16 protein-coding genes are annotated in these 26070 nt (G+C 74.0%); 2 read left to right on the top strand and 14 right to left on the bottom strand.

Annotated features, from left to right (window positions below; genetic code table 11):
• Position 1 precedes the first annotated feature (1 nt).
• Positions 2-1507 carry a FadD7 family fatty acid--CoA ligase gene (locus tag OG738_RS26740; protein ID WP_329044968.1) on the top strand — a complete coding sequence of 502 codons (1506 nt, stop codon included), beginning with the start codon at positions 2-4 and terminating at the stop codon, positions 1505-1507.
• Here OG738_RS26740 and OG738_RS26735 read toward each other — a convergent pair.
• Positions 1485-2429, bottom strand: coding sequence for a LysR family transcriptional regulator (locus tag OG738_RS26735; RefSeq protein ID WP_329044967.1), 945 nt, complete (start codon positions 2427-2429; stop codon positions 1485-1487). The genes OG738_RS26740 and OG738_RS26735 overlap by 23 nt on opposite strands.
• Positions 2430-3171: 742 nt before the next feature.
• On the opposite strand from OG738_RS26735, the gene OG738_RS26730 reads away from it, so the two are divergent.
• Positions 3172-4812 (top strand): M28 family peptidase, encoded by a 1641-nt coding sequence (locus OG738_RS26730; RefSeq protein WP_329044966.1) that lies wholly within the window; start codon positions 3172-3174, stop codon positions 4810-4812.
• A 254-nt stretch (positions 4813-5066) separates the two neighbouring features.
• On the opposite strand, the gene OG738_RS26725 is transcribed toward OG738_RS26730, so the two are convergent.
• The 13 genes from OG738_RS26725 to OG738_RS26665 form a co-directional block, all read right to left on the bottom strand.
• Complete coding sequence (locus tag OG738_RS26725) at positions 5067-6098, bottom strand: PQQ-binding-like beta-propeller repeat protein (RefSeq protein ID WP_329044964.1); 1032 nt, start codon at positions 6096-6098, stop codon at positions 5067-5069.
• Positions 6098-11218: a phosphotransferase gene (locus OG738_RS26720; RefSeq protein ID WP_329044962.1), complete on the bottom strand. Its 5121-nt coding sequence runs from the start codon at positions 11216-11218 to the stop codon at positions 6098-6100. Before OG738_RS26720 ends, OG738_RS26725 begins: the two co-directional genes overlap by 1 nt.
• A 60-nt stretch (positions 11219-11278) precedes the next feature.
• Positions 11279-12205 carry a HEAT repeat domain-containing protein gene (locus tag OG738_RS26715; RefSeq protein WP_329044961.1) on the bottom strand — a complete coding sequence of 309 codons (927 nt, stop codon included), beginning with the start codon at positions 12203-12205 and terminating at the stop codon, positions 11279-11281.
• A gap of 14 nt (positions 12206-12219) precedes the next feature.
• The gene (locus OG738_RS26710) at positions 12220-14961 is read right to left on the bottom strand and encodes an AAA family ATPase (protein WP_329044959.1); all 2742 of its coding nucleotides are present in this window, start codon (positions 14959-14961) and stop codon (positions 12220-12222) included.
• Complete coding sequence (locus tag OG738_RS26705) at positions 14955-17729, bottom strand: AAA family ATPase (protein ID WP_329044958.1); 2775 nt, start codon at positions 17727-17729, stop codon at positions 14955-14957. Before OG738_RS26705 ends, OG738_RS26710 begins: the two co-directional genes overlap by 7 nt.
• Positions 17730-17946: 217 nt before the next feature.
• Positions 17947-20748, bottom strand: coding sequence for a helix-turn-helix transcriptional regulator (locus tag OG738_RS26700; RefSeq protein ID WP_329044957.1), 2802 nt, complete (start codon positions 20746-20748; stop codon positions 17947-17949).
• A gap of 351 nt (positions 20749-21099) precedes the next feature.
• Positions 21100-21813: a 2-hydroxychromene-2-carboxylate isomerase gene (locus tag OG738_RS26695; RefSeq protein ID WP_329044955.1), complete on the bottom strand. Its 714-nt coding sequence runs from the start codon at positions 21811-21813 to the stop codon at positions 21100-21102.
• Positions 21814-21831: 18 nt separating this feature from the next.
• On the bottom strand, positions 21832-22581 hold the full coding sequence (fabG, locus tag OG738_RS26690) for a 3-oxoacyl-[acyl-carrier-protein] reductase (RefSeq protein ID WP_329044953.1): 750 nt from the start codon (positions 22579-22581) through the stop codon (positions 21832-21834).
• Positions 22578-23066, bottom strand: coding sequence for a 3-hydroxyacyl-ACP dehydratase FabZ family protein (locus tag OG738_RS26685; protein WP_329044952.1), 489 nt, complete (start codon positions 23064-23066; stop codon positions 22578-22580). The genes fabG and OG738_RS26685 overlap by 4 nt, the downstream gene beginning before the upstream one ends.
• A complete protein-coding gene (locus OG738_RS26680; RefSeq protein WP_329044951.1) occupies positions 23063-23428 on the bottom strand; it encodes a 3-hydroxyacyl-ACP dehydratase FabZ family protein in 366 nt (121 codons plus the stop codon). The genes OG738_RS26685 and OG738_RS26680 overlap by 4 nt, the downstream gene beginning before the upstream one ends.
• Before the next feature lie 29 nt (positions 23429-23457).
• Positions 23458-24513 carry a beta-ketoacyl synthase N-terminal-like domain-containing protein gene (locus tag OG738_RS26675; protein WP_329044950.1) on the bottom strand — a complete coding sequence of 352 codons (1056 nt, stop codon included), beginning with the start codon at positions 24511-24513 and terminating at the stop codon, positions 23458-23460.
• Positions 24514-24558: 45 nt separating this feature from the next.
• The gene (locus tag OG738_RS26670) at positions 24559-25797 is read right to left on the bottom strand and encodes a beta-ketoacyl-[acyl-carrier-protein] synthase family protein (protein WP_329044949.1); all 1239 of its coding nucleotides are present in this window, start codon (positions 25795-25797) and stop codon (positions 24559-24561) included.
• Positions 25794-26048, bottom strand: coding sequence for a phosphopantetheine-binding protein (locus tag OG738_RS26665; protein WP_329044948.1), 255 nt, complete (start codon positions 26046-26048; stop codon positions 25794-25796). Before OG738_RS26665 ends, OG738_RS26670 begins: the two co-directional genes overlap by 4 nt.
• Positions 26049-26070: the final 22 nt, after the last annotated feature.

The raw sequence follows: 26070 nt of genomic DNA, 5'->3' as shown, positions 1-26070 counted from the left end.
AATGGAAACGACGACCAGCACCGAGATCGCCGATCTCCTCGACCGGCAGGTGCGCAGCACCACGGCACTGGTGGTCACCGCCGACCGGACACCGATTTCCTACGGCGCCCTGGCCACCATGGTCGACGAAGTGGCCGGCCGGCTGCGCGGTGCGGGCCTGCGGCGTGGCGACCCGGTCGGTCTCGTGTGCGCCGACAACGCCGAGTTCGTCGTCGGGCTCCTGGGCGCCGCGCGGGCCGGCGGGGTGGTCGCTCCGCTGGACCCCGCCCTGCCGCCGGCGGAACTCGCGGCCCGCGTCGGCGCGGTCGGCGCGCGGGCGGTGATCACCACCGGCCCGGGGCAGGCCGCCATCCCCAGCTGGCCACTGCGCGTCGACGCGGCCGCCGCGACGGCCACCCTCGACACGACCGCGCCGCCGGGGCCGCGCCACGCGAACCACGGGCTCACCGACGACGACTCGCTCGTCCTGTTCACCGCGGGCACCACCAACCGGGCGAAGGCGGTGCCGCTGACGCACGCGAACGTGGCCGCGTCCATCCGGAACATCTGCACCACCTACGAACTGGGCCCCGCGGACGCGACGGTCGCCGTCATGCCGCTCTTCCACGGTCACGGGCTGTTCACCACGCTCCTGGCCTCCCTCGCCACCGGCGGCCGCGTGCTGCTGCCGGCGACCGGCCGGTTCTCGGCGCACACGTTCTGGAACGACCTGCGCGCGGCGGGCGCGACGTGGTTCACCGCCGTCCCCACGATCTACGAGATCCTGCTGAACCGGGCCGCACGCGACTTCCCCGGTCCCGGCGTCGCACCACTGCGGTTCGCACGCAGCTGCAGCGCTCCCCTCAACACGGCCACCGCACGGGCGATGGAACGGCTGCTCGGCGTACCACTGCTGGGCGCGTACGGGATGACCGAGACCGCGCACCAGGCCGCCGCCGAGCCCCTCGGGTCCCTGGTGCAGGGCTCGTGCGGCCGCGCGACCGGCGTGGACGTCCGGTTGCTCGACCGGGACGGGCAGGATGTTGCGACCGGTGACGAGGGCGAGGTGTGGGTGCAGGGGCCGACCGTCGCCCGCGGCTACCTCGACAGCCCCACCGAGACGGCGAAAAGCTTCGTCGACGGCTGGTTCCGCACCGGAGACCTCGGCCGCCTGGACGCGAACGGGTACCTGTTCCTGACCGGGCGCATCAAGAACCTCATCAACCGTGGCGGGGAGAAGATCGCGCCCGAGCACGTCGAGGACGTCCTCGCCGGGTGTCCGGGCGTGCTGGAGGCCGCCGTGTTCGCCATCCCCGACCCGGTCTACGGGCAACGGGTCGGCGCCGCCGTGGTCGTCACGGCGGAGCACGCCATCGCGGACGTCACGCCCTTGGGGATACTCGACCACTGCCGCGGCAGGCTGCCGGCGTTCGAGGTGCCCGACCGGATCGACATCGTCGACGCCCTGCCGCACACGCCGAAGGGCGCGCTCGACCGGAAGGCGGTCACCGCCCGGTTCGGGCACTGACCCCGCCACCGGCCGGCAGAACCGTGCCGAAGAAGTCGTCCAGCGCCAGGCCCCGCGTCGCGGCCACGAAAGCGCGTGCCGTGACCGACCCGCACGGCCCCGCGTGGACCACCGCCGAGACCTGTGCGCGAGCATCCGGGGCGACCAGGCGAACGGCCCTGATCCCGTCCTGCACCGGCATCGCCCCCAGCCACGTGTGCGGCACGATCGTCGCGCACGCACCGACACTGACCTGGGCGTACAGGGAAGCCACCGAGTCCGTGGACAGCTGCGGGGTCACCCGGGCCCCGCCCTCCGCGAACGCGCGGTCGATGACCTGGCGGATGCGCATGTCGGGTTCAAGCAGTGCGAGCGGGAGCCGGGCCGCGTCCGCCCACGTCAGCGACTCGGTCCCCGGCAGCAACCCCTCGGCGGCCAGCAGCAGGTACCGCTCCGTGTACAGCGGCACCGCCTCCAGACCCTCCCAGTCATCCGGCGCGAAGTGCGCGATCGCGACGTCCAGCTCGAACGCCTCCAGCCGGCGGCGCAGTTCCGCGGCGGACCGCCGCGAGCTGATCCGCACGCTGGCCCGCGGGTGCTCGGCGCAGAACGCCGCCAGCGGAAGCGCGAGGGTGGTCGACGCGGTCGGTTCCATGCCGACGCGAAGCGTCCCGGTGACCCCCGACCGGACGGCGGCCGCCTCCGCCTTGAACGCCTCCTGCTCCGCGAGGAGCCGCTGGGCCCACCCGACCAGCCGCTCGCCCTCCGGGGTCAGGCCCTGGTAGTTGTGCCCCCGGTTGATCAGCGTGACGTTCAGCTCCCGCTCGAGCTTGGCGATCGCCACCGACAAGGCGGGCTGGGACACGTAACAGGCCTCCGCGGCGCGCGCGAAATGCTTCTCCCGGGCCACCGCCACGAAGTACTCCAACTGACGGAACAGCATGAACATCCTCCTGACCGCGCCGCCGGCAGTGACGCCGCACCTCCGCCACCATCGCCGCCGCCGGTCGCGCTGTCTGCACCGCTGGCACCAATTCGCCTACCCGCTAACCGGAATCGCGAACGCCCAGCCGGACGCCAGGCCGTGGTGCCAAGGACCTCACCGAGGCGCAGAAGGCCGGCCACGTGAAGACGACGGCCCCGCCGGAGGCGATCGGCGAACTCCTCGTGGGGCGATCCGGTCCGCACTGTCGCAAGTGGCCCGGGAGCGGGCCAAGCCGGCGGACATCCTCAACGCCATGCACGCTCTCGTCAGCGGACTCTGAGCCCGCAACCGGCTCGGCGCGGCGAGCGCGGGCGTCGAGGGCGAGTCCTTCCAGGGTGTCGGCCATCCCGTGCACACCCCCGGGGGACGTCGCCTGGCGCGTCCGCTATCTCAAGCTCCGCGCGCTCCCGCGCCGTCAACGGCGTCAATCTGCTCTCCGACTTCGGATACACCGCGCGTTCATCGTTCCCGGCGTGATTCGCTTTTCGAACAGTTACTAACCCACATTCGAGATCCTGAAATCGTTTTCCCGAACCCTGAATCCAGGACGTGACTATTCGTCACGAAATGTGCATCTGGCCAGTTGGTCCAGACTGTGGGACGGTGGGAAGGTTCGGTCGGTTGGCGAATGCGGATCGCTCAGGATGGGAGCTGCCGAATGTCCGGTTTTCTGCGGGGTTCATCGGGTCGGGTCGGCGTCGTGGCCGCGGTTGCCGCGCTCGTCGTGGGGTTCACGACAGCGCAAGCCGCCGCTGCCGCGCCGGACGGGGGCGGCGGGCCACCCGGCTGCGCCGACCGGGTCAACAACACGGCGAGCAAACTGGTGCCCTGCATCAGAACCGACGATCTCTGGCACCACATGCGGGTCTTCCAGGGGATCGCCAACGCCAACCCGGGACCCGACGGCCATCCGTCGCGCAACTCCGGCGAGCCGGGCTACAAGGCGTCGGCGGACTACGTCGCCAGGGTGATGCGCCAAGCCGGCTACGACGTCACGATCCAGAACTACAAGTTCTTCTATTTCGCCTACACGGCCGTGCCGACGTTCAGCGAGGTATCGCCGACATCGCACGACTACACCGCCGTCACCGACTGGAACCCGGGCCAGGCCACCGGGTCCACGACCGCGGCCCTGCAGCCCGCGGGCGGCATCGTCATCCCGCCGACACCGGCCCCCAGCTCGGCCAGCGGCTGCACGGCCGGTGACTTCACCGGGTTCGTCCCGGGTCGCGTCGCGCTGATCCAGCGGGGCACGTGCCCCTTCGGCGTCAAGGTCCAGAACGCACAGGCCGCCGGCGCGACCGGCGTGGTCATCTTCAACGAAGGCAACCCGGGACGCACGGCCGTGCTCAACGGCACCCTGTCCGACGCCGCCGGCAACCGGATCGTCCCGACGATCCCGGTTTCGTTCACCTCGTTCGCGACCGGCCAGGACCTCTTCAACCAGTACAATGCGGCGGTACAGGGCGCGACCGCCCTGCCTGTGCTCAACCTCGCCGTCAAGGCGGTCGTCAACCCCAACGCCGACGACTACAACGTCATCGCCGACTCGAAGGGCGGGGACCCGAACCACGTCGTGGTCGTCGACGCGCACCTCGACGCGATCTACGGCGCCGGCATGCTGGACAACGCGTCCGGCTCCGCGACGATCCTCGACATCGCCCAGATGATGCACAAGGTCAAGCCGCGCAACAAGCTGCGCTTCATCTGGTTCGGTGGCGAAGAGCTGGGGCTGCTGGGCTCGGCGTTCTACGTGAACAACCTCAGCCCGGCCGAGCTGTCCAAGATCGGCTACGACCTGGACGCGGACGTGACGGCGACACCGAACTACGTCGTCGGCGTCCTCGATCCGGCCGGTGTCGACCTGTTCGGCCGTACCGTTTCGACGCAGTTCCCGCCGCAGGTGTACGAGCCGTCGAAGGTGGCGAGGGACCAGGGCATCGGGTACTTCACCTCCATCGGGAAGAAGAACATCTTGTTCTCGCCGGTCGGTACGGACGCGTTCTCCTTCAACCAGGCCGGGATTCCCGCGAGCGGGGTGCTGACCGGGCAGGACTGCTGCAAGCTTCAGTCCGACGTCGATCTGTTCGGCGGATCGCTGGGCAACTTCGAGGGGAACGTGCCGAGTACCGACGGCGGCTGCGTCGACAACCCGTTCCGCTGGTGCGACAACCTCGCCAACAACGATCCGAAGGTGATGACGTTCGTGTCCAGGGGATTCGCCACCATGGTCGTCGACATGGCCTTCAACACGACCGTGCTGGCCTCCAGCGGCAAAGTGGCCGCCAAGCCCGCGCTGGCGGCGCCGGCGCAGGCCGGCACGGGCGCCCCGGCCCGGTAGTCCGCTGCCTCGAACGCCCTGGTTCGCGTCCACCGGCCGCGGACCAGGGCTTCGGGGACCGGTCCGTTGCCACACACCGCTGACGAAAGCCGGCAGGGCCTGTCCAGACTTGGGCCGCTCATCGACCGGGCCGGACCGCGCTCCTGAAGCTCGACGTTCCCCGGGCCGCAGCAGCAAGTGTCCCGCGCCCGCTCAGGACCGACCTGGCAGCTTGGGGGTGTCACGCCAGGTGCGAGCCGACAGGCGGAAGCTCGTCAGCCGAGGCTGATCAGCTCGCCCGAGAGCGGGACCAGCAGGTCGCCGTTCGCGCCGACGGCGAGCGGGCCGGTGATCGGCCGGCCCGCCGTCCAGGTACCCCGCGGGCCGTCCTCGTCGAGGAACAGCACGGAACAGTCCTGGCTCAGGTCGAACCCGGGCCAGCCGTGGTACTTCGTCCAGCGCTCCCACGTCGGGCTGCTCGCGACGGCGACCAGCCCGTTCGCGCCGGCGGCGATACCCTGCACGTCGGCGCGCAGGCGGTGGTGCTGGACCACTGCTCCGGTTCCACTGTCCACTATGGACACTGTCGGGCGCCACTCCCCCACGTCGTCCCGCTCGGGCCAGCCGGGCAGCACGAGCCGGCCGCCGGGCAGCGGCACCGCCAGGCTGCCGGGCGGCAGGTGCGCGGGCACCGGCCGGACTTCGCCGCCCGGGTCGAGCACGACGTAGCCGGTGTGCTCCTCGCCGTGGACCGGCACCAGGACGCCGCCGTCCGGCAGGCCGACCATGGTCCCGGCCACGTCGCCCGCCGGCTCGGCCAGCCACAGCGCGGCGCCGTCCCGGTCGAACGCCCGGACCGCGGCACGCCCGGCGACGAACACGGTGTCGTGCCAGACGAGCGGCCACGCCGGCGCGGGCACCTCGGCCGCCCAGCGCGGCTCGCCGGTCAGCGTGGCCGCACGGAGCACGGGCCCGGGTGTCAGGAACACCAGCGACCCGTCCGCCAGCGGCATCGGCGCGGACCTCGGCGCCGTCCGGAGCACCCCGGTGACGGCACCGGTCCGCCGGTCACGCAGTTCGTACCCGTCGGCGCCCGCCGTGACGAGCAGATCGCCGTCGAGCAGCAGGGCGCCCCCGTCGGCGGTCCAGCGGACCTCGGGGCCGTGCAGGGCGACCACGCCGGTTTCCGTCGTCACGAAGCACATTCCGTCCGCCGCCACCGAGATCCCGGCGACGTGCCGGCCGGGCAGCGGGACACGCCATCGCACCTTCCCGGTGCCCGCCAACGGAAACGGCGACGTCGTCATCAGAGCCCGAACGCTTCGGCGGCGAGGTCGATGTGCTGCTGCTGCACCGGATCGATGGGCGGGACCACACCGTGCACGGTCCGGGCCCGCAGGTCGTCCATCGCCCGCATCAGCCAGCCGAGCGACGCCCGGGCCCGGAAGAACGCGTCCGCTTGCGGCGTCGTGCCGGTGGCACCGGCGGCCGCGTACGCGCGGCGGAACACGGACTGCAAGGTCGCCACTTCGGCGCGGGTGAGCTTCAGTGCGACGCTGTAGTGCGCCAGTTGCTGCGCGAAGACGCCGACGTCGCGGGACGGCGCGCCGATCGGGTGGCCGTGGGCGTCGATGGACAGGTGCAGGGTCGTGACGTCGATGATGGTCACGCCGTTCGCCGGGTCGAAGAAGTAGTTCCCGGGGTGCGCGTCGCCGTGCACGAGCGCCGCCCCGCCCGGGTGCGCGCGGAAGCCCGCGACCAGCGCGTCGATCCGCGACTGGAGCACGCGGACGTCGATCCCGGCGTGGGCCAGCTGGTCGCGGAGGCCGGTCAGCCTGGTCCGGCGGTCCGCCATGTCGTCGAGGTGCCGCCGCAGGAACGCGTCGGCGACCGGACCGCCTGAGCCCGTCGGCGAGGTGTGCAGCTGGGCGAGCGTGCGCCCGATCCCGGCGACGGCCGTGCTCAGCTGCGCGAACAGCCGCCTGCGCTCCGGTCCGCTCGGGGTGGCGCCGGTCTCCTTCATCATCCCTTCGACGTCCTGGCCGCGCGCCGCGCTCGTAGCCACCAGGCCCGCCGTGGTCGTCCGCGCGACGCCCAGCGCGGCGACCGCGCGGCCGCCGACGATCCGCACCCGGCCCAGCCGCGCGAGCGCCGACAGCTCCATCGCGAACTGCTCCCGGCTGGGGAAGATCTTCAGCACGCCGAGCAGTGTGCCGCTCGCGTCGAGGATCCGCTGCACCGGCGCGCCCGAGTACCCGCCGCCGACCGGCACCAGCTCGACGTCCCCGGCGGCCCGGACGGCGGTGCGGGCGAACCGCCGCAACGAGCCGGGCGTGGCCTGCACCACCGGCAGCGCCCCCATCAGCCGGTCCAGCGCGTCCGGGTCGACGTCCCCGGTCGGTGTCCGGGTCCCCGCCGCCCGCTTGTTCGCCTGGCTGGTGGTGAACCGCAGCCGCGCCCGGTCGGTCGCGGACCGGGCGGCCGCCTCGTCGAGCACGTGCTGCTGCCCCTCCTTGAGGGCGGTGCCGTCGGCCAGCAGTTCCCGCCAGTACCGGGGTACCGGGTTCGCCAGGATCTTCGTGGGGTCGTCACCCCAGTCCATGCCGTGGAACTTCAGGGCGATCGAGAGACCGGTCGACCGCATGATCCGGCGCACCGTGGGCAGCTCGGTTTCGACGAGCACCGACGACGCCAGGAACTGCCGCACGAAGACGTGGATCTCCTTGCGGAGGCTGCCCGCGTACCGCCGGGAGAAGGTCACCCACAGCGGGCGGACGACGGCCCAGTCGTCGAGCAGGACCAGGCCCTCGGTGACGTTGTAGAACTCCTGCGTCTCCAGCGTGACGAACCCGAGGCCGGCCACGTAGTCGCTGAGGTCGACGCCCTTCGACCAGAGCGCGCCTTTGCCGGGCGGGATCCGCATGCCGCGCATCAGTTCGTCGGCGACGATCTCGAAGTAGTCCGGCCGGTGGTCGCGCAGGCCCGCGATGACCAGGTACCAGAGATGGGCGGCCTTCGCGGACGACAGGTGGATCTTCGCCGCGCCCGCCATCCACTTGGCACGCTCCGGATGGTCGAAGGGCACCCGCAGGTCGACGTCGGTCAGGTGCACGAAGCTGTAGACGACGCGGCCGCGCGCCGTGACCTTCTTGCTGAGCTTGCCTTCGACGACCCACTTCTCGGCGTACTTGCGCGCCTGCGTCTCGCCGAGCCGGACGACCTTCCTCAGCCCGGGCACGGTGGCACCCATCCGGCCCGGCATGTCGTCGATGGCGAACTCGAGGCTGTCCGCGGGGTTCGACCGCTTGTAAGCCCGCTGGGCCTCGAACAGGTAGTGGTCGTTCGCCAGGTGCTCGAACTTGGCCCGCGGGTTGATCGCCCCGTCGAAGAGGAACAGCACCGCCTCGCCGGCACCGGGCCGGGTGGTCGCTGTGAGCGTGGTGAGCCGGTACCGGGACTTGATCGCGGGCAGCCCGCGTCGCACGGCGTCCTGGTCGCCGGACACGCGGTCGGCCAGCCGGCCGGCCTCGTGCAGCGCGGCCATGAGCTTCCGGCGCAGCGCCGAGTCGTCCTTCTTCGCGGGGCGGGGAGCACGCCGGCTCGACGGCGTGCGGCGCCGGGCGGGCAGGTGGTCGTCCGGCCGCCCGCGCACGGGCCGGCGCGGCTTCGGCTTGAGCTTGGCCCAGAGCTTCTTCACCAGCCCGGCGATCTTGTCGACGACCCAGTCGATCGCGCGGTCCACCGGCCTGGACAGCTTCTGGAAGATCTGGCGGACCTTGCCCGCGATGCCCCCGATGCCGAGCAGGGCGGCGAGCGCGCCGATCAGGACCGGGACGGCGCGGGCGAGGGCGCGTTCGACCAGCGCGGGCACGCCGCCGGTGCCGCCGCGGGCGATCGCGAGGACCGCGTCGAGCACGGCGTTGACGAAGTCGATGATCTGCCGGGCGTTCAGGACGACGAACCGGATGATGTCGATGATCATCTTGCAGGCGCGGATGAACGCCGACGCCGGGTTGAACAGCGACAGGATCCACGTGATGCCGGCGATGACGATCGTCGGCAGCAGGTACGACACCAGGTCGTCGACCAGGGTCTTCTTCAGGTCGCCGACGCGGGTCTTGACGTCGTCGACCATGCCGAGGATGCCCCGCCGCTTGACCTCCACGAGCACCGGCACGGCGAACTCGGCGGCGGCGACGGCCTTCTCCGGTACCTTGCGGACCAGCCGGGACCGGATGTTCGGCCACGAGATGCCGAGCAGCGTGGCGATCAGCATCAGGATGCCGGCGATGTCGAACGTCGTCGGCAGCTGGAGCCCGGCCGTGGCGGCGGTGCCCAGCAGCCACGCCAGCACCCCCTGTTCCAGGTGCTTGCCCGCGTTGCGGAGGAAGAGCTTCAGCCCGCCGCCGACCCCGGTGACCAGGTTGCCGAGGAACCCGATCGGGTCCTTCAGGATCGCGCCGATCGCGCTGACCGCCTTGGCCAGCACCCCCAGCAACATGCGGCCGAGCTCGACGATCGCCTTGATCGCGCCGCCGATCGCGTCCGCGGCCTTCGCGACCAGGCCCTTGTTCTTCTCCTTCTCGGCCGCGATCTCGTCGTCGACGGCCTTGACCGCTTCGGTGTACTTCGTGGCGAGCGTGTCGACGAGCTGGGTGCCCTTGTCGTCGACGGTGTCCTTCAGCTCGTCGAACTGGCTCGCGAAGCCGGTGGCCGCCTCGCGGCCGATCGCCTTCAGGTCGGCCGGGAGCGCGTCCACGGCGGCCTGGAGCTCCCGGCGGCCGCCGGCGATGCGGTCCTTGGCGCGGCGCAGCTCCCGTTCCACCAGGTCGGCGATGTCGGAGATGAGCAGGCCCATCGCGGTCAGGTAGTGGTCCTTCGCGCCTTCGTAGATGCGGTTGGCCTCCTCCGGCAGGCCCGCGAACAGGTCGCGGCCCCACTTGATCCAGCCGTCCCAGCCGCCGTACCGCTCGTCCTTGTAGCGGCGCATCCCGTCTTCGTGCTCTTGCGTGAACCGGTCCCGGGCGCGCTTCTCCTGGGTGGTGAACTCGTCGTCGACCTTCTTGTCCAGGTCCGTGAGGATCTGCTCGACGTCGCCCTTGGTCCGGTCGAAGACCTTCTGCAGGAGGTCGGTGACCTCCGTCCGCTTGTCCTCGTCGGTCTTCTTGGTGCCCGCCTTCCCGGTGCCGACGCGCCGGCCGGTGGCCACCCGGGTCACGTGGATGCCCGCCATGGCGGCGGAACCGCGGGCGGCCGCGCCGGCCTTCACCTCGCCGATCTCGCGGTGCTCGTCGGCCCGCAGCTTCTTCGGCGCCGCCTCCGAGTGCGCGTCCAGGGCCTTCTTGTCCTGGACAGCCTTGTCGAACCCCGGCTCGTGCGAGTTCTGGAACGTCAGCTGCTGTTCGGTGACGTCCGCGGCGGCCAGCTGCCGGTCGACCTGCTCGGGACCGGCGGACAGGTCCGTGGCGGACGGCGGCAGGGTGTCGGGAGCGGCCTGGGCCGGGTTCGGCGCACCGGGCTTGGCGGGCACCCGGTCCGGCGCCATCGGGACGACCCGCTTGGCGTCCGGCGCGGGTTCCGGTGGTGCGGCGGTGGTGTCGGCGATCTCCTTGGCCGAAGCGTCCTTGCCTGCGCCGACCTTGCCCTGGACTTCGGTCTTGATCTCGCCGGCCTTGCCGGACTCGCCGAACTTGTCGGCCTCGTCGAGGTTCTTGGGCGCCTTGTCGGCAACCGCTTTCCGCACGGCGTCCACGAACGCCTTCTTGTCGAACTCCTTGGGCTGCGCGGCGTCCATGTCCTCGGCGTGCGCGGCCTTGCCACGGGCTTCCTGGTCGTCGGCCGGCGCGACGGCGGCCGCCTGCGCCGAGCCCGCTTCCGCCGGCGCGGGTGGGTGGCTCGCGCCGATGGTCTTCTTCTTGGCGGCGACGTCCTTCTTCAGCGCCTGGAACTTCGGGTCCGCGCCCGGGGTGCGGGGGCCGGCCGCCTTCTCCTTCGGCGCCTGCTTGTCCGGACGCTCCACTGTGGACTTGTCCGGCTCGGCCGGCCGGTCCGCGGCGGCAGGTTTCGCCTTCTGCGCGACCGGGGCCGGAGGCTTCTTCGCGGCCGGCACCGGCACTCGCTGAGCAGGAGGCACCGATGGCGCCTGGCTCGCGACGACCTGGTTGCCGACCAGCTGCTGCCCGGTCAGCATCATCCGCGCGGCCCACGTGCCCGGTTTCGGCTCGCTCCCCCGCGGCGGGCCGCCCAGGACCGCCGACACGGCCGCGTTGCCGACCAGCGACTGCGCGCGGACGACGTCCGCGGGGCCGGGGTCCAGGGCGCCGCGGGTCTCCGGCCGGCGCGGCGGCGCCGCGGACGTCACGGCGGACGTGACGTCGGTCGTCACGGCGGGCGGCCGCGGACCGCGGACCTTCATGGGGACGGGCATCGGACCCGAGAATGGCAGGGGACGCGCGCCCCGGACGTCACCGCGGCGTCACCACGGCGTTCACCCCGTCAGGGTGGCCAGGACGGCCTCGATCTCCGTGCGGGCGGGCCCTTCGGCCGTGGCGAGCAGCTCCCGCAGCGGCTCGACCGCCCGGTGCACCCCCAGCGTCCCCGCGGCCCGGACCGCGCGGCGGTCGGCGTGCAGGCGCAGCAGCACCAGGTTCTCGACGAGGGTGCGTTCGCGGCCGGTCAGGGTCTCCAGCCCGGGCGTCCTGAGGTCGGGCTCGGCGCTGTCGATGCTGTCGACGAACCGGCGCACCGCCTCGCTGTCACAGCGCCAGGCCAGGTCTTCGCTCGGCTCCCCCGCTTCCCACCGGGTGACGATCTCCCGCAGCTCGGCCATCGCCTCGGCCTGCACGGTCGTCAGCGAGGACAGCAGCCGTCCGCTCACGCTCTTGAGCACGTCTCCCCAGCGCAGCTCGTCGTCGTCCAGCCCGACGAGGGTGAGCAGCGCGTCCGTCGCTTCGGATCGTGCGGTGGGGTCGGGATCGGCCGCCAGCACTTCGTACAGGAGTTCCCGGTCGGGGGCGGGGAACTCGGCCAGCAGCCGGACGGCGGCGCCGCGGTCGTAGCCGCTGCCCGCGTGCGTGCGCAGCAACCGGACCATGGCGGGTTCACCGGAGAGGTCGTCGAGCTGGAGCAGCGCCCGCGCGGCGGCCACCCGCGTGGCCGGGGGTGCTGCTTCGGAGGTCGCCTCGACGAGCGCCGGGATCGCGCGGAAGCAGCCGGCGTCGGCGAGCGCCGCGGCGGCGCGGCCGTCGCCGGTGGCGAGCTTCGCGATGAGGATGTCCTCCGCTTCGGCCCGTTCTTCGCCGACGAGGTCGAAGATCGCGCCGACGTCGGGGATCTCGTCGAGGGAGTCCCTCGCGCTGGTGACGGGTGCGGTGACCCCGGCCAGGAACCGCTCGAAGGCGGCCGAACGCGCCATCCCGCACACGGTAGTCACCCGGCGCGCGGGTCGGCCAGGTCGTGGTGCCGGGCGGGCGCGGCCGCGCCCGTCACCAGCTCCGCCCGGCCCTTGATGCGCAGCTTCCGGTACGCGCTGGTCAGGTGCTTCTCGACGGCTCTCGTCGTCACCCCCAGCTCGGCCGCGATGTCGCGGTTGCGACCACCGCGGGCGACCAGCTCCACGATCCGCTGCTCGGTCGTCGTCAAGGCCGGGTCGCCGGCCGGCGTGCGGCCGGGCGGGTGGTCGCCGGGCGCCGGATCGGGGAGGTCGCAGAGCAGGCGCAGCCGGCGGCCGCGGCGCAGGTGGTCCTCCGCGTCGGGGACGCCGGGGCGCCGGCCGAGGGCGATCAGGGACTTCGCCAGCTCCAGCCGGTCGCCCGACGTCGCCAGCGCCGCCACCGACTCGTGCAGCAGCCGGATGCCCGGTGCGCCCGCCGTCAGCGCCGCCCGGGCCCGCAGCGCGCGCCCGAGTGCCGCCGGGGCGCCCCAGCGTTGCGCGTGCTCGTACTCCTGCTCCACCAGCTCGGCGGCCGGCCCGCGCCGGCCGGCGCGGCTGTGCAGGGTCGCGGCCAGCAGGCGCCACGGGTACCACGCCACGTTGGTCCGGCCGGCCCGGCTCACCTGGCGGCCGAAGTCCTCGACGTACTCGATCGCGGTCGGCAGGTCCCCGGTCGTCACCGCCACCGCGCCGTGGACCATCGACAGCTCCCACGGCGCGAGCCGCGCGTCGCCGGCGGCCTGCCGGGCGCGGACCGCGAGCTCGTCGTCGCGCAGCTCGATCGCCAGGCGCGCCAACAGAACCACGCAGTCGGTGACCACAGTGGACCAGTCCGGCGCGGCGTGCTCGAGCGCTTCGAGCGCACGGTCGCGCGCCCGCACCGGGGCGCCGGTCGCGGCCCACAGCTTCGCCTGGTTCGTCCACGCCTGCAGCGCCGCCAGCCCGGGCTCGCCCCGGCCGGGCTCCGCGGCCGCCAGCAACCAGGACTCCAGGCCCTCGGTGGCGTCGGCCGCCACCAGCACCGCGGTCACCAGCGGCAGCACCGTGAACATCTGGGCGGGACCGCCGGGTTCGCGGCCGAGGACGCGGTGGGCGAGGTCGGCGGCCGCCCGCCGCGGGACCGTCTCGGCCTGCGTCGCCGCGTGCAGCAGCGCGACCACCAGCTCGCGCTGCCCCGGACCGGCCGGTGCCGGGTCCGGGCCGAGACGGCGCAGCCGGTCGGCCGCCGCGGTGAACGTGCTCGCGTTGTCCTGCCCGTGCAGCCAGAGCCGGGCTTCCAGCCGCGCCCGCAGGTCCTCCTCGCCGCCGTTCGCGGCCAGTTCGACGAGGGTGCCGCGCAGCAGGTCGGTTTCCTCGCGGCTGCGCGCGGTCGCGAGGGCGGGCACGCGGCAGAGCAGGTCCGCCCGCTCGGCCGGGGTCCGCAGCAGGGGAAGCGCTTGCTGGAGGTGCCGGGTCGTGGCGCCGGGGTCGCGCCCGCGTTCGGCCGCGACGAGGTCGGCGAGCAGCACCCCCCGCTCGGACGCCGGGTAGAGCAGGGCGTGCCGCAGGTACTGCGCCGCCTGCTCGGCCTCGCCCCGGTCCGCCGCGGCCGCGGCCGCGCCCCGCAGCACCTCGGTCCCCCACGGCGCCGGTTCGGCCGTCGTCGCGAGCAGCTCCCCGGCGATCCGCTCCAGCGGCGCGCCGTCGGTGTAGAGCACCTCGGCCGCGCGCAGCCGCAGCTCGTCCTGTTCGGCCACGGTCATGGTGCCCGCGACGGCTTCGGCGATCCGGGCACCGGCGAACCGGATCCCGTCCGCGGCCAGCAAACCCAGGCGCCGCAACGCTCCCGCCGCTTCCTCGAGGTCCGCCCGGTCGAGCCCGCTGAGCCGCTCGAGCGCGGCGGCGTCACCGGCCTCGCCGAACGACGTCAGCGCCCGCGCCAGCTCCGCCACCCGCGGCGGCTGGGCGCGCAGGCAGCGGGCGATGTGGTGCGACGGGCCGGTCGGCCGCAGCGCCAGCACTTCGGCGAGCTGCCCGTCGGCCGGGCGGAGGTCCTCGGCGAGCATCGCGTCCGCGAGGGCGCCGAGGAACATCGGGCTGCCGCCGGTGACTTCGCGGCACGCGGCCGCGAGGCGCTCGCCGGCCGGTTCCCCGCAATGGTGGCCGAGGAACGCCCGCGTCCCCTCCGGCGACAGCGGCCCGGGCTGCAGGACCACGGCCGCCGCGCGCACCAGGTCGCCGACCACCGGGCGGTCCGCCCCGGCGTCGCCGTCGAGCACGGTGGCCACCACGACCAACGGCATCGCCCGCAGCCGGTTGACGAGGTGGGCGAGCCAGCCCAGCGACTCGGCGTCGGACCACTGCAGGTCGTCCACGATCAGCGCCACGGGCCGGTCCGCGGCGGCTTCGGCGACCAGCACCCACAGCCGGTGCAGCAGGGCGTGCCGGCCGGCCGCGAGCGCCGCCGGGTCGGGCGGGCTGACCAGGCTCAGCTCCGCGGGCAGATCCCGGCCCTCGGCCACCAGCGGCTCCAGCAGCTGCCGGGCCACCCCGTGCGGGAAGCGGCGTTCGGTGGGCGCGGCGGACGCGCGCAGGACCCGCATCCCCTTCGCCGCCGCGAGCCCGGCCGCGGCGTGCAGGAGCGCCGAGCGGCCGCAGCCGAGCCGTCCGCCGATCACCGCCAGCGAGCCGGCTCCCCGGCCGCCGGCCGCCAGCAGGTCGGCCAGCACCGCCAGCTCGGCGTCGCGCTCGATCAGCATGGCGTCCCGAACTCCCCGTCCTCCAACGCGAACAACGCCCGCAGCTCGGCGCGCCCGGTGACGCCGAAGTGCCGGTAGACGCGGGTGAGCCGCACCTCGACCGCCCGCTTGCCGACCGCCAGGCGCCGGGCGATCTCCGCGTTCGGCAGTCCCTGCACCACCATGTCCACCACCCGCGCCGACGTCTCCGACAGGGCTTGGCGCTTGCGGTCCGCGCGCTGGGCCGAGCCCGCGGGGCGGGGCTGCGCGGCGAGCCGGGCGGTGAGGTCGCGCACCCGCGCCGACTGGGCGTCGAGCCGGTAGGCCTTCGCCAGGCGCCCGGCCTCGTGCAGCAGACCGGACACCCCGGCCGGCTGACCGGCGTCGAGCTGCGCTTCGGCGAGCCGCAGCACCGCGGTGACGTACCAGATCCGCTCCGGCGAGTCCCGCAGCGCCTCGACCGCGCGAGTGAGCCGGAACGACGCGCTTCCCGCGGGCAGCGCGATGCCGGCGAACAGGTGGGTCAGCCCGGTCGCGGTCCGGGTTCCCCACGCCCTGGCCAGTTCCCACTCGGTCGTGAGCAGTTCTTCCGCGGCCTCCGGGTGGCCGAGGTCGCGCTGGGCGACGCCGGCGAGCGAGCGCCAGGGCAGCAGCGCCGGGTTGACCCAGCCCCGGCTCAGCAGGATCCGGCCGCATTCCTGGAAGTGGTGCAGCGCGGCCTGCGGGCGCTGCCCGGTCCAGTCGAGCAGGCCGCGGGCGAACAGCAGCTGCGTGTCGAGGTGGTGCCGGCCCCGGCGGGCCGCTGTCCCCCGCGTCGGGGTCACGGCCGCCCGTTCGGCCGCGTCGCGGTCGCCGCGGGCCAGGCCGAGCAGGATCTGCAGGCCCAGCAACGCCCGCGCCATCGGCGGCGGCCACCGGGTCAGCGGGTAGCCCTCGACCGCGGCCTCGGCGTCGGCTTCGGCGGCCGGGACGCGCCCGCGCCGCAGGCTGAGCCGGCCGCGGGTGACCAGGGCCAGCGCGGCGGCGGCCCGCGACCCCCGGCGGCGTGCGTCGGCGAGCACGCCGTCCAATCCTTCCGCCGCTTCCAGGGGGTCGTCGGTGGCCATGAGCGTCCAGGCGGCGGCGATCCTCGGCGCGTAGAGGCGGGTGCCGTCCCGGCCCGGCGAAAGCGCGACCCTGGCCAGTTTCCGCGCGCGTCGCGGGTCCGTGCCGCGGGTCGCGGTGAGCCAGGCGGCAGCGCCCGCGCGATCGGGGTCCAGGCGGTCCTCGGCGTAGGCCGCGGCCGGGATGCCGAGGGCGGGCACCCCGTCCGGCGAGTCGGTGGCGAGCCAGTGGAGCGCGGCGAGGGTCCCGCGGCCGGCCGTCTCGGTCCCGGCGGCGAGCCCGGTGAGCAGGCCGGCCGCCCGTTCCGGCGCGCAGCGCGTGACGAGCAGGTCGGCCGCGGCCAGCCGGTCGCACCGCAGCCGGTCCGTGGTCGCCGTCAAGGCCGCGCGGGCGAGCCGTACCTCGCCGGTGTGCGGGGCCACCCCGTCGGCGGCGGCCAGTTCGAGCGTCAGCTGCGCACGGGTGGTGTCCGCGAGCGGTTCCCGCAACGCGCGGCGGTAGTACGGGGCCGCTTCGCCGGCGGCGCTTCTCGCCGCGGCGAGCAGGGCGTCGAGCGCCCAGCGGGTCCCCGTCGGCCCGGCACCGAGCAGCAGCCGGGCGACGTCCTCTTCCGGCAGGGCGCACCGGTGCGCCAGTTCGGCGGCGGCGCCGTAGAGCTCGGCCCGTTCGGCGCGGGTCATCCCCGCCAGGACCCAGGTCGCGATCGCCGGGTCGGCGCACCGGCCGCGGCCCGGCACCAGCCCGATGCCGGCGAGCACGCGCCACGCCCGCGCGGGCGCCAGCGTCTGCCGGCCCGCGAGCGGGCCGAGCTGGTCCGGGGTGAGCAGGTGGCCGGCGACGACGAAGGCGCGCAGCAGCCGGCGCAGGTCGTCGGGCAGCCGGCCGAGCAGTCCGAGCATCTGGTCGCGGCGCGCGTCCGCGGCCAGCCGGTCCGGCCGCGCGCCCGGCTCGGGATCGGTCCGGCAGTGGTCGAGCACGACGCGGACCAGGGCGGGGTTGCCGCCGGTGGCCGCGTGCAGCTCGGTGACGAAGTCCTCGTCGCCGGGGCCGGCCCCGTGCGCGCGGACGACCTCGGCGACCCCGGACCGGCTCAGCGGCCGCAGCCGGACGACGTGGGTCGCGTGCCAGTTGAGCCCGGACAGCTGCCACGGTTCGGCGGTCTCCTGGTCGAAGAAGGGCAGGACGACGCCCGCCCCGGTGATGACGACCAGCAGCGGGACCTGCCACAGCCGCCGCAGCAGCGCGCCGAGCCAGGCTTTGGAGCTGTCGTCCATCAGGTGGGCGTCGTCGAGCAGGAGCAGCACCGGCCGCCGCCGGGCGGCCTCGACGAACGGGTGCCACAGCTCGGGCGACCCTTCGTCGAGCGCGCCGGTGGCGAGCAGCTCGCCGAGGGCACGGGCAACGGCCCGGTCGGGCAGGGCGGAGGCCAGCTGCGAGACGACGCCGAACCGCAGCGCCGACTCGGTCAGCGAGCCGCGGGCGCTGAGCACCTGGATCGGCCGGTCCTGGCCGCGCGCCGCCAGGAGGGAGAGCAGGCTGGTGCGGCCGGTGCCGGGCAGGCCGGTGACGACCGCGATGCCGGACTTGCCTTGTTCGAGCTCGGTGAGCAGCCCGGTGAGCAGCGCGGTTTCGCTCACCCGCTCGGCGAGCAGGTCCGCCCCGGCACCTGCGGCGAGCACGGTCATCCGGCGAACCATCCCGTCGGGGTCCACTTCGGACGGACGCCGGCCGGGCGCACGGGCTTCGGTACGGGGTGCCCGAAGCCGGCGGGGTTCGCGGCCGGCCGCGCGGCAAGGTTCCTTCCGCCGCCGGTCGTCCCGCGTCCTGCGGGGCGGCTGCCCCGGCCGCGCCGGCCCACCCCGGCACCCGCCCGCCGCGCGGCGAAACCTCTTCCGCCGCCCGTCATCCCGGGTCCCGGCGGGACAGGACCGCGGCGAGGTCCGCGCGGCCACCGACGTTCAGCTTCTTGTACACGCTCGTCAAGTGCATCTCCACCGTGCGCACCGTGACGAACAGCGCCTCCGCGATCGCCCGGTTGCCGTCGCCGGCGGCGGCCAGCTCCGCCACCCGGCGCTCGCTGCCCGTCAACGTGTCGAGGGCCGAACCTCCCTGGGGCCCCGGCCGGCCGCCGGCCGCGAGGAGTGCCGTGCGCGCCGCTTCGAGCAACAGCCAGTCGCCGGTGCGGGTGCACCCGTCGACCGCTCGCCGCAGGTGCTCTCGCGCGCCCTTGCGGTCGTCGCGGGCCAGCAACGCCCGGCCCAGCGAGTACTCCGCGCGCTGGTGCTCGCGCAGGCCCGGGCCGCCTTCGAAGGTCCGGACCGCCTCGGTGAGCAGGTCGACGCCCTCGGCGCCGGGCGTCGTGACGCCCGCCGCGAGCAGGCCCATGCCCATCGCGCGGGGCGTGCCCCAGCGCTCGGCGAGCGCCTGGCCGTGCTCGGCCAGTTCCCGGCCCTCCGAAACCCGGCCGAGCTCCGCCAGCAGGCACGCGCCTTCCAGCCACCACGGCGCGAAGACCGGGTTCGCCATTCCCGCGCCGCTCAGGCTTTCGCCACACCGGCGCAGATGGTCCAGCGCACCGGCCGGGTCGCCCAGCGCGGCCCGCGCCTGTGCCCTGGCCATGAGGTACCAGTGGTACTCCAGCGCGAACCGGTCGAGCCGGGGGCGGGTGATGCCGTCGAGGAGTTCCTCGGCGCGGGCCGCGTCGCCGCGCGGGGCCAGCACCGTCGCCAGTGCGATGCGGGGCATCGTCGTGGTCTCGCCCCAGGATTCCTGGTGCGCCAGGTCGTAGCTGACCTGCGCGTCCGCCCCGGCCTCGGTCAGGTCGCCCGCCCAGTGCCAGAACATCGCCCGCGTGCACTGCGCGAGGCAGTACGTCCACGCGTCACCCACGCCGCTCGCGTGCTCGATCAGCCGGCTCAGCGCGTCCTGCGCGGGTTTCAGCTCGTCGGCGAGCTGGAGCGCGAGGCCGGCGCCCAGCGCCGCCCAGCCGCCCAGCCCGACCGGGTCGACGCGCAGCGCCCGGGTCGCCTCCGCGACCGCCGTCGCCGCCGAATCGCCTTCCAGGGCCCGCGCTGCCGCCCTCATCCCGAGGAGCTGGCACTCGGCCGGGTCGTCCCCGGCCGGCGTCGGCTGCTCGCGGACGCGGGCCAGCGCGGCCGGGACCGTGCTTTTTTCGTCGAGCCCGGTGATCAGCGCCATCGACTCGACCAGCGTGCGCAGCCCCGCGTCGGCGACGGACCGCGGTTCCCCGAGCCGGGCGTCCAGTTCGGCGGCCACGTCGCGCAGCACGACCACCGCCTCCGGCGCGCGCTGGACGGCCAGTGCGACCATGCCGAGCCGGACGGCGATCCGCGCCCGCTCCCGCACGTCCCCGGCCAGCCCGCGCGCCCGCTCCAGCAGGTCGAACGCCGCGAACGGTTCCGCCGGCGCCAGCGCGGCCGCCAGCTCCAGCAGCAGGCCGACGTCGGACGGGTCGAAGGCCAATGCCCGCTTCAGGTACCGCGCGGCGGTACCGGGCGCGCCGCGCCCGGTGGCGCTCTTCGCCGCCTCCCGCATGATGCCGGCCATCCACCGCTCGTCCAGCTCCGGCAGCAGGAGCAGGTGCCCCGCCACCTCTTCGGCGGGCCGGCCGGCGTCGCTGAGCAGCCGCGCGGCACGCCGGCGCCAGCGGGCCGACTCGCCCGCGCCCCCGGCGTCGAGGATCGCCGCCCGGACCAGCTCGTGCACGAACTCGCGGGTGCCGTCGAGCAGGATTTCGTGCGCCTGCAACGTTTCCAGGGCCGCCGACACCACGGCGCCGGGCACTTCCGCCAGCTTCGCGAGCAGGTCCGGATCGTCGTCCCCGAGCACCGCGACGGCCATGGCGACGGCGCGGGTGGGCGCCGAGAGCCGATCGAGCGTCGAAGTCGCCAGCACGGCGCGGCCGGAGCCGGCGAGCGAAGACAGCGAGAGCGGCTCGTCGCCGGTCCGCGTCCGGGCCAGCTCGCCGAGCATCCGGCGCAGCAGCAACGGGTTCCCGCCGGTCTCGTCGAGGCACCTGCGGGTGAACAGGCCGTCCGGCGTGGCCAGGGCCTCCGGGATCAGCTCGGCCACCGCGTCGAGCGGCAGCGGGCCCAGATCGAGGGTCCGCGTGCCGTGCGCGCCCTCGATCTCGGCGAGGGTCCCGTCGGCCGAGAGCGCCGTCCCGCTCCGCTGGGCCAGCACCACGAGCAGCGGGAGGTCCGCGGCGCGGCGCACCAGGAACTCCAGCCAGCGGAGCGAACTTTCGTCGCACCACTGCACGTCGTCCACGACGATGATCAGCGGCCCCGGGGTCGCGAGGGACGCGGCCAGCCAGTACAGCCCGTGCTGCACGGCATAGGAGCCGACGGCGGGCGGTTGCGCGACCGCGTCCGTGGTCAGCGCGTGCCGGGCGAACCGGGCGCTGCCCTGCAGCAGGGACTCGCCCGCTTCGCCGGCCAACCCCAAGGGCGCGAACAGGTCCCGCACGACGCCGTAGGCGGTGTTCGCGTCCTTCCGCACCGCCGCGGCGGTCAGGATCCGGCCCGCCTCCGGCAGGTCCGCCGCCGCGTCGTGCAGCGCCGCGGCGAGCAGGCTGGTCTTGCCGATGCCCGCCGGGCCGCGCACGAGCAGGGCGTGGCCGTGACCGTCCCCGGCGAGCCGCCTGCTCTCGGTGAAGCGGTCGAGCTCTCGCCGACGCCCCACCAGCCTGGCCGGCCGTGGGGGGAACGGGGTCCCGGAAGCCAAGTGCCACCTACCGTTTCCGCTGCGCGGGCCACCCGGGCGGAGTCAGACCACTCCACTGGGTGCGCCTGCTGCGACAGTCCGTGATCGAGCTCCAAGAAATCACAAGGCCGTCACGCGGACAAGGGGCAGCACGGGCGATTCAGGGGAAGCCGGGTAACCGCGGGCAAGAACCCTGTGCCGGACGGGCAGGAAAGGGATTTGAAATTTTTTCGCCTTTCCCTTTTGGTCACCCGGCCGGAAAACCACCCGCCTGCGCACGCGTAATCCACCGAACGGGCCACGGGCTTTTGTCCGTTTCCCACTCAGTGGTCACCCGCAGCCGCCCGCGTGTCCACCGTCCGAGACGGCCCTGGCCGCCTCGGCGAATTCCACTCGCTCAACTGAGCCCGATTCGGCGGGCGCGGTGCGGGCCCGCCACGCCGCCAGGAACCGGCCAAGCCGATCGGTGCCCCAGAACTTCTCCCGGCCCAGCACGAACATCGGGACGCCGAAGACGCCGTCGTCGGCCACGCGGGAGAGGACGTCGATCCCCCGCTCGCGCAACCCCTCGTCGTCGGCCGCCCCGGCGTAGCGGGCCGGCTCGAGCCCGAGCCCTGCGGCGATCGCGCCGATCACCACGGGGTCGGAGATGTCTTCCCCGCGTTCCCAGCGCGCCGCGTACACGCGGTCGAGGAACGGACGGCCCATGCCCTCGTCGGTCGCCGCGAGGTAGGCCAGGTGCGCGACCTCCCACACCGGTTCCCGGTCGACCGGCCAGATCATCGGCAGGCCGCGCTCCTTCGCCAGCCGCCGGGTGTCCTGGAGGATGTAGAAGTTCTTGGCCCGCGACATCGGCACCACCGGCAGCTCGACGCCGCGTGCGGCGAGCATCCGCTCCGAGAACGGGTCCGGTTCCCAGACCGGTATCCATTCCGCGGCGTGGAGCACCGCGGGCTCCGTTTCCAGCAGTTCCCGGTAACAAAACCACGAATACGGGCTCCGCAGGGAGAAGTACCACCGCGGTTGCGCGTTCCTGCGCGCCATGAACGGACTCCTTCGCACTCAGACGGTGATTCCGCCGTCGATCTGGAAAACGGCACCGGTGACGTAGGCCGCGCGCGGCGAGGCGAGGAAGGAAACCAGGTCAGCCACCTCGCCGGCCGTTCCGAACCGCCGCAGCGGAATGGCCTTCAGCAGCTTTTCGCGCGCGGACTCCGTCATCACGCGCGTCATCTCGGTGTCGATGATCCCCGGCGCAACGGCGTTGGCCCGGATGCCGTACCGGCCGACCTCCTTGGCCAGCGCGCGGGTGAAGCCGATGATCCCGGCCTTGCTCGCCGAGTAGTTCGTCTGCGACGGATTCCCGTACACCCCGGACACCGACGACAGGTTCACGACGCAGCCCGCGCGCCGTTTCATCATCGCGAAGACCGCCGGGCGGCAGACGTGGTAGACGCCGTCGAGGTTGGTGTGGACGACGTCGTTCCACTGGTCGTCGGTCATCAGGGCGAGGGGCTGGTCGCGGGTGATCCCGGCCGAGGTGACCACGACCCCGACCGGACCCAGCTCGCCCTCGACGCGGTCGACCCAGTCCCGCACCTCGGCCGCGTTGCCGACGTCGACGCGCACCCCCAGGGCGCGTACGCCGGACTCACCGGCCAGCTTCTCCACCTCGGTCGCCGCCCGCTCGTCGGAGCGGTAGCAGAACCCGACGTCCCAGCCGTCCTCGGCCAGCCGCCGGACCACGGCCGCGCCGATCCCGCGCGACCCGCCGCTGACCAGCGCCACCCGCGGCGCGCTCTCCTCGCTCATCCTTCTCCCGTCCCGTTTTCGTCGATCGTGTCCAGGTCCGCTTCGGGCCGGAACGCCAGCGTCATGCGCTCCACGCTGAGCACCGGGCGCCCGCCGGCCGTGCTCTCCCCCGCGACGATCGCGCTGTCGGCGAACACGCGGACCACGTGCAGCCGGTGCTCGACCAGGTCGCCGGGGAACACCTTGCCGAGGAACCGGACCCCGGCGACCGCGCCGATCAGCGTCACCCGCCCGGCCCCCGCCGCGCCGCCGGTGACGCCGAGCACCCCGGCCGACTGCGCGAAGGACTCGACGAGCAGCACGTCCGGGTAGGCGAGCTGCTCCTCGCCGACGTCCTCGCCGAGCGTCGCGTACCACGGCTCGTTCGCCGTCACGGCCTTGACGGTGACCGCCCGCACCCCCGGTTCCAGCTCCACCACCCGGTCCACCAGCAGGATCGGGTACCGGTGCGGCAGCAGCTCCCGCACGCCCGCGCCGCCGATCACGCCGGGCCTTCCGCGTAGTGCAGCCGGACGGTCGCCGCCCGGCCGCGGGCGGTGCCGATCCGGGCCGAGACCCGCCAGCCGCCGTCGGCGCGCCGCCAGTCCAGGTCCAGCTCGAGCACGTCACCCGGGACCACGGCGGAGACGAACCGGGCGGAACCCAGTTCGGCCAGCCGCAGGTCCCCGGTGCCGGGCGGCCGGGCCGCGACCGCGCCGCGGTGCACGCACTCGACGAGGCACACGCCCGGGAACAGCGGCAGTCCCGGGTAGTGGCCCGCGAAGACCGGTTCGATCTCGCGGACCGCGAAGCGGGCTTTCGAGTGCCAGCCGCCGTCCGCCTGGACGCCGGTCTCCAGCACCTCCACCGCACCCCGGACCGGGCTCGCCGTCCCGGTCAACGCTCGTGCCCCGGCAGCCCGAAGACACCGCAGGCGACGGACCCGTCCGCGTCGGCCGACGTCACCACGGCGATCCGCGCGCCCGTCTCGGCCTCGCCGAGCGCGGCGACCACGCCGAAGCACGCCGACGCGGCACCGGTGTCCCCGATCAGCGCACCGACGTCGAGAAGCTGGGCCGCGCCGAACACCGCGTCGAGGACCTCGGTTTCCTGCGCACCGGTCCGGCCGCCCGCCCCGGAGGGCACGACGACGTCCACCGCGGCCGGGTCGACGCCGGCTTCGGCCAGCGCCGCGAGCACGCAGCCGCGCAATGCTTCGCGCAGGTCGTCGCTCGCGAAGACCCGGGACGTGATGGCCAACGCCCGCGGTCGGCCCGCGGCCGCGGTCCCGGCTCGCTCCAGCAGCATCATGCAGGCGCCCTCGCCGAGCGGCCGGGGCGCCGGCCCGTCCTCGCGGCCGTGGAAGTCGAGCCACGCCCGGTCGGCGGAGTACTCCTCGGCCCCGCCCACGAGCACCGTGTCGGCTCGCCCGCGGGCGAGCAGCCGGGTCGCGTAGCGGAACGCCGACAGGCCCGAAACCCGGCCGCTGGCCAGGGTGACGTTGGGCCCGTTCAGCCCGTACCAGATCGCGCAGCGGCCGGCGGCGCAGTTCATCACCGTGTTGGGCATGCGGGCCGGGTCGACGTGGTAGGGCTTGTCCCCGAGCAGCGACGACCGCGTGAAGTCCATCATGCTCTGCGTGCTCCCGCTCGTCGCGAGCACCAGTCCCGTGCCGCCGGGCGCGGCCCCGGCGTCGAAGACCTGCCCCACCGCCGTGACGGCCAGCGCCGTCACCCGGTCCATCGCGCGGGTTCCCTTGCGGCCCAGCACTTCCCGGACGTCGAAGTCCGGGACGGCGTGGCCGCGTTCGCCGGGCACCCCGCCCTCGGCCGCTGCGGTGTGGCGAGCGGGCTCGCCGGTGCGCAGCCCGTCCAGGAAATGTTTGCGGTCGATCCCGAAGGGCGACACCGCGGACCACGCGGTGATCACCGCGCCGGTCGCCGTTGCGCTCATCTGCTCACTCCCTCACTGCGTGGTGGTCTGGTCCCGCGGCCCGCGCTACGCTGCCCGGCCCGAGCCGGCCAGGGCCGGGTAGCGGCCGAGGACCACGCTCGCGTTGTTGCCGCCGAACGCCATCCCGTTGTTCTGCACGACGTCGATCTCGGCGTCGACGGCGTGGTTGGGGACGCAGTCGACCGCGCACTCGGGGTCGGTCTCGACGTGGTTGATGGTCGGGAACACGAAGCCCTCGCGGATCGCCAGCGCGCCGGCGATCGCGGCGAGCGCGCTGGCCGCCCCCATGGTGTGGCCGAGCATGGACTTCAGCGAAACCGTGCGCGGGGCGTCGGGGCCGAAGACGTCGTGGATGGCACCGCATTCGGTGACGTCGTTCGCCTTGGTGCCGGTTCCGTGCGCGGAGACGAGGTCGACCTGGGCCGGGTCGAGCCCGGCGTCGTCGAGGGCCAGCCGCATGCACTGCGCGACGCCGTCCTGGTTCGGTGCCACCTGGTGGTAAGCGTCGCAGTTCAGGCCGTACCCCAGTACCTCCGCGTGGATCCGCGCGCCGCGGGCGAGCGCGGAGTCCAGCGTCTCCAGCAGGAGCACGCCGGCGCCCTCGCCGGTGAGGATGCCCTTGCGGCCGATGTCGAACGGACGGCAGTTGTCCGGCGCGATCGTGCCCAGCCGGTAGAACCCGGCAAAGGTCTTGCGGCAGATGGCGTCCGCGCCGCCGCACAGCGCGAACTCGGCCTCGCCCGCCTTCACCGCGTCGAAGCCGTAGCCGAGCGCGTAGTTGCCCGCCGAGCACGCCGTGGCGATGGTGGTCGCCTCGACGTCGCCGAGCGCCAGTTCACGGGCGATCGCCGTGGACAAGCGGCTCGGCGGCACGCGCCGGACCGCCTGCGGCGCCAGTGATTCCGGGCCGCCGGCGATGCCGGCCGCGGCCAGTTCGTCCAGCTCGTTCGATTCGCCGTCGGTCGTCCCGATCGCCACCATCCCGCGCCGGGACCGCAGCAGATCGGGGGTCAGGCCGGCGTCCTCGAGGGCCATCCGGGCCGCGGCCACCGCGAACCGGGTGGCCCGGCCGAGTGACTCCACCGGCAGGTTCCGGATCCAGTCGCCGGGATCGAACCCGCGCACCTCGCAGCCGCGGGAGTGCTCGAACCCGGTGGTGTCGAACCCGGTGATGTCCCGGGCGCCGCTGCGCCCGGCCCGCAGGCCGGCCGCGAACTCGGTGGCGCCGAGGCCGATGCTCGACAGCGCGCCGAGCCCGGTGAGCACCACCCGGTGGCCGGTCACCAGCCCGCGCTCTCTGCGACCACTTCGTGCACGGCGGTCAGGTTCACCATCCGCGGCAGCTCGGCCTGCTCGATGGTCACCTTGAACTCCTTCTCCAGCAACGCGAGGATCTCGATCGCGAGCAGCGAGTCGGCGCCGTGGTCGTCGATGAAGAGGCTGGTCGGGGTCATCTCGTCCTCGTCGATCTCCAGGACGTCGCAGACGATCTCCTTGATCCGGGCGGTGCGCGAGGAGGTTTCGGTACTGGTCATCTTCGTGCTTCCTTCGGTTCGG

It is taken from the genome of Amycolatopsis sp. NBC_01488, assembly GCF_036227105.1.
Classification (GTDB): domain Bacteria; phylum Actinomycetota; class Actinomycetes; order Mycobacteriales; family Pseudonocardiaceae; genus Amycolatopsis.
Note: the sequence above shows the minus strand (reverse complement) of the source record. Positions and strands in the feature narration are given on the sequence as shown.

What these genes read in the sequence shown, in the direction of transcription:
- OG738_RS26675 (WP_329044950.1), bottom strand. Translation starts at nt 24,513, where the DNA reads ATGAGCGCAACGGCGACCGGCGCGGTGATCACCGCGTGGTCCGCGGTG.
- fabG (WP_329044953.1), bottom strand. Translation starts at nt 22,581, where the DNA reads ATGAGCGAGGAGAGCGCGCCGCGGGTGGCGCTGGTCAGCGGCGGGTCG.
- OG738_RS26705 (WP_329044958.1), bottom strand. Translation starts at nt 17,729, where the DNA reads ATGACCGTGCTCGCCGCAGGTGCCGGGGCGGACCTGCTCGCCGAGCGG.
- OG738_RS26725 (WP_329044964.1), bottom strand. Translation starts at nt 6,098, where the DNA reads ATGACGACGTCGCCGTTTCCGTTGGCGGGCACCGGGAAGGTGCGATGG.
- OG738_RS26735 (WP_329044967.1), bottom strand. Translation starts at nt 2,429, where the DNA reads ATGCTGTTCCGTCAGTTGGAGTACTTCGTGGCGGTGGCCCGGGAGAAG.
- OG738_RS26665 (WP_329044948.1), bottom strand. Translation starts at nt 26,048, where the DNA reads ATGACCAGTACCGAAACCTCCTCGCGCACCGCCCGGATCAAGGAGATC.
- OG738_RS26695 (WP_329044955.1), bottom strand. Translation starts at nt 21,813, where the DNA reads ATGGCGCGCAGGAACGCGCAACCGCGGTGGTACTTCTCCCTGCGGAGC.
- OG738_RS26720 (WP_329044962.1), bottom strand. Translation starts at nt 11,218, where the DNA reads ATGCCCGTCCCCATGAAGGTCCGCGGTCCGCGGCCGCCCGCCGTGACG.
- OG738_RS26710 (WP_329044959.1), bottom strand. Translation starts at nt 14,961, where the DNA reads ATGCTGATCGAGCGCGACGCCGAGCTGGCGGTGCTGGCCGACCTGCTG.
- OG738_RS26715 (WP_329044961.1), bottom strand. Translation starts at nt 12,205, where the DNA reads ATGGCGCGTTCGGCCGCCTTCGAGCGGTTCCTGGCCGGGGTCACCGCA.
- OG738_RS26740 (WP_329044968.1), top strand. Translation starts at nt 2, where the DNA reads ATGGAAACGACGACCAGCACCGAGATCGCCGATCTCCTCGACCGGCAG.